Below are 3156 nucleotides of genomic sequence, written 5' to 3'. Positions count from 1 at the left end.
TACCTGTTCCACGCCGGCGTACCGATCGTTTCCCAAGGCTCCCCGGTGGGTGTCCTGCTGGTGCTTGACCGGGAGGAACAATTGAGGCCAGATCCGGCAAGGCTCGCACAGATGGAAGCGCTGGCATCACTCGCCGCGAGCCTGGTCATGTTGCGCGACCGCTCCCGGGCCGGTGCGCGGGCCGAGGTGGCATTGGTCCATGCCGAAACCCGTCGCGCTGTAGCGCTCGAAGCCGCAGCCCTTGCCAGCTGGGTCTGGGTTCCGCGCACCGGCGTCGTTGAATGCGACACGCTTTTGCCGGAACTGTTCAACATGCTGCCAGCGACAAAAATGCGGGCGCGCGACATCGTCGTTGCCATCGACAGGCGCGACATCGGCAAAACGCGCAAGATGTTTCGGGAAGCGCTCGAAGGCAGCGACGATTATTCCGGCGAATACCGCATCAGGGGTTTTGATCCGCCGCGATGGCTGGCCGCTCGCGGCCGCGTCGTCGAGCGCGACGCCGATGGCAGACCAACGCTTGTCTTCGGGGTCAACTACGACATCACCGAGCGCCGCACCGTTGAAGAACGCCAGCGCTTTTTGCTGCGCGAGATCAACCATCGGGTCAAGAACACGCTTGCGACCGTCCAGGCGCTCGCCACCCAGACCGTGCGCCATGCGCGTGAACCGCGCGAGTTCCTCGAAGCCTTCAGCCAGCGCCTGCGCGCGCTCGGGCTCGCCCATGGCCTTTTGTCGGAGTATGAGTGGCGCGGCATCGGCATACGCGACCTTGCCAAAACAGAACTCAGCCCTTTCGACGACACCGAGGCACCTCGTATCTCGATTGTCGGTCAGGATGCCTTGTTGACGCCCGACCAGGCGCTCGGCCTGGCGCTTATCCTCCACGAGCTCGCCAGCAATGCGCTCAAATACGGCGCGCTTTCGGTGCCAGAGGGCGAAGTCGCCCTCTCGTGGACTGTCACAGGCCGCAAGGGCGAGAAACGGTTGCAGCTGGAATGGATCGAAAGCGGCGGACCCAAAGTCACTCCGCCCGCCCATCATGGCTTTGGCTCGATCCTCATTCGCCGCAGCCTGGCGAAAGTGATCTCAAGCGAGGTTAGCCACGAATATCTGCCGGACGGCGTACGGGCGCATATCTCGATGCCGCTTGGCGAACCGGCCGAGACCAACCCCTAGAGCACAAGGGGGAACTATTCCCCCGCCACTCCGTCACTATCGTCCGTTTTGTGGTTCTCGCGAATGATCGCATAGGCGGCAAGCGCCACCACCGGCCCCAGTAGCGCGCCGATGCCGCCCTTGCTGCGCAGCAATGTCGGCAACATAGCCATGGCTGCTGTCGTGCCGAGCGCCGCGATATCGGCGCGGCGGCGCCTCTGCTCATTTCGGGCGCGCGAACCAGCCATCAGCCGGTGAAACAGCAGGATCAACCCGGCAACCACCAGGAAGCCAAGGCCAAAGCCAAGTGACGCCTCGATGTGCCCAAATCTTTGCGCTGCCCAGACATAGGCAGCGCCCACTAGAAACCCGACCCCGCAGAGCCCTGCGACCGCAGCGGCAAGATAGGCCACTGCCGCGCGGCGGGTGCGCCTAAGCGCAAGTGTCGTCTCGCCGGTGGCGAAACTCGCAATCAGTGATGCCAGCATATGTCCCCCGGCCGATTGCTAGCGCCGCGCCAGAAGCGCGATGAGGAAGCCGACACCGGCAGCGATAGCAAGCGAAGTGACGGGCTTTTCCCGCACGGTCGCCATGAACTGTTCCTCGATGTCCCTGGCGTTCACGCGCAAGGATTCAACGGCGGCGTCGCTTTGCGCCTTCAACTGACCCGCTCCCTGTGCCGCCGCCCGCCGGGCCGCGCCATAGCCATGCTCGCCCGTTGCGGCCAACTGCTTGGCGAGCGCTTCGATATCGGCCTTCAATAGCTTGATGTCGGCCTCGAGGTCCGGCACGGTCTTGGTGCCGTTGCCGGTCTTTCCTGCAGCTGTCGCCATGTCACTACTCCTTGCGTTCGATGGGGCCGAAACGCCTCATATGCCCGGTCGGTTCCCTCATCGGAGGAACCATCGCCGACCGCCGGACGTTTTGCCAGCCTGAATAGCTGGAAACTGTAGATGCCCAACCGCACCATGACGAAGGCGCCAACCGTGCGCCTGCCGCCAAAATCCAATTTCGAGCTTTTGCTCGTGCGCGGTGCGCAGGTGTCGATGATCTTCGTGGGCGTCATTGCCACCGTCTTCGCGCTCCATGCCGGCGAATTCATTCTCACACCCATCGGTCTTGGCGTCGTCATCGGCCTGATGCTCGGTCCGATTGCCTCGCGACTTGAGCGTTTCAACCTGCCTCCTGCGCTGTCGGCGGCCATCGTCGTTTTGCTGTTCATTGTCTCGGTCGGCATCTTTGCGCTGCTGATCGCATCGCCGCTCAGCTTCTGGCTTCAGCGCCTGCCCCAGATCTGGGCGCAGCTCGCTTCGCAGCTCTCCGACCTCAAGGGCCCGCTCGATACGTTCAAGAGCATGCGCGACCAGTTGCGCCAGGTCACCGGCGGCGAAGGCCTGTCCGTCTCGGTCGACGAGGGAACCGGCGTCGAAACGATGGCGACACTTGCCCCAGCGGTCGTTGCCCAGGTGCTTTTATTCTTCGCCAGTCTCTACTTCTTTGTCGCGACGCGTTCTCAGACAAGAACCGCCATCCTCAGGCTATGCTTCAACCGCCGCCTGCGCTGGCGCGTCGCTCATATCTTCCGCGACGTCGAACAGCTGGTCTCGCAATATCTGCTGTCGATCACCATCATCAACGTCGCCGAAGGTCTCACCGTCGGCATCGGCCTCTACCTTCTGGGCGTACCGTCGGCGCCACTTTGGGGGGCGCTTGCGATCGTCACCAACTTCGTGCCTTTCGTCGGACCATTGGTCATGGTCGCGATCCTGTTTGCTGTCGGCCTGACCTCCTTCGACACGTTGGGCACAAGCCTGCTTCCTGTCATCGTCTATCTCGGCGTCAACACGATCGAGGGCCAGTTCATCACCCCCTTCGTCATAGGCAAGACGATGACACTCAATCCATTCGTGGTTTTGCTGGCACTGGCTTTCTGGATCTGGCTGTGGGGCGCGGTCGGTGGCTTTGTCGCCATCCCTGCCCTGCTCGTCGGCTATGCGA

The 3156-nt window shown here is 62.8% G+C and carries 4 protein-coding genes; 2 read left to right on the top strand and 2 right to left on the bottom strand.

Going from position 1 to position 3156, the window contains the following annotated elements; all coding sequences use genetic code 11:
- Window positions 1–1179 (top strand): sensor histidine kinase (locus AC1DWF_RS31260; protein WP_476842493.1); only part of this gene is annotated, 1179 nt, incomplete at its 5' end.
- 14 nt (window positions 1180–1193) lie between these two features.
- On the opposite strand, the gene AC1DWF_RS31255 is transcribed toward AC1DWF_RS31260, so the two are convergent.
- Window positions 1194–1646 carry a hypothetical protein gene (locus AC1DWF_RS31255; protein ID WP_476782674.1) on the bottom strand — a complete coding sequence of 151 codons (453 nt, stop codon included), beginning with the start codon at window positions 1644–1646 and terminating at the stop codon, window positions 1194–1196.
- Window positions 1647–1664: 18 nt separating this feature from the next.
- Window positions 1665–1991: an ElaB/YgaM/YqjD family protein gene (locus AC1DWF_RS31250; RefSeq protein ID WP_476782673.1), complete on the bottom strand. Its 327-nt coding sequence runs from the start codon at window positions 1989–1991 to the stop codon at window positions 1665–1667.
- 120 nt (window positions 1992–2111) lie between these two features.
- On the opposite strand from AC1DWF_RS31250, the gene AC1DWF_RS31245 reads away from it, so the two are divergent.
- The coding region (locus AC1DWF_RS31245; protein WP_476842492.1) for an AI-2E family transporter at window positions 2112–3156 on the top strand (1045 nt) is incomplete at its 3' end.

Source organism: Aminobacter sp. P4_D5, from assembly GCF_056401815.1.
Note: the sequence above shows the minus strand (reverse complement) of the source record. Positions and strands in the feature narration are given on the sequence as shown.

What these genes read in the sequence shown, in the direction of transcription:
- AC1DWF_RS31255 (WP_476782674.1), bottom strand. Translation starts at nt 1,646, where the DNA reads ATGCTGGCATCACTGATTGCGAGTTTCGCCACCGGCGAGACGACACTT.
- AC1DWF_RS31250 (WP_476782673.1), bottom strand. Translation starts at nt 1,991, where the DNA reads ATGGCGACAGCTGCAGGAAAGACCGGCAACGGCACCAAGACCGTGCCG.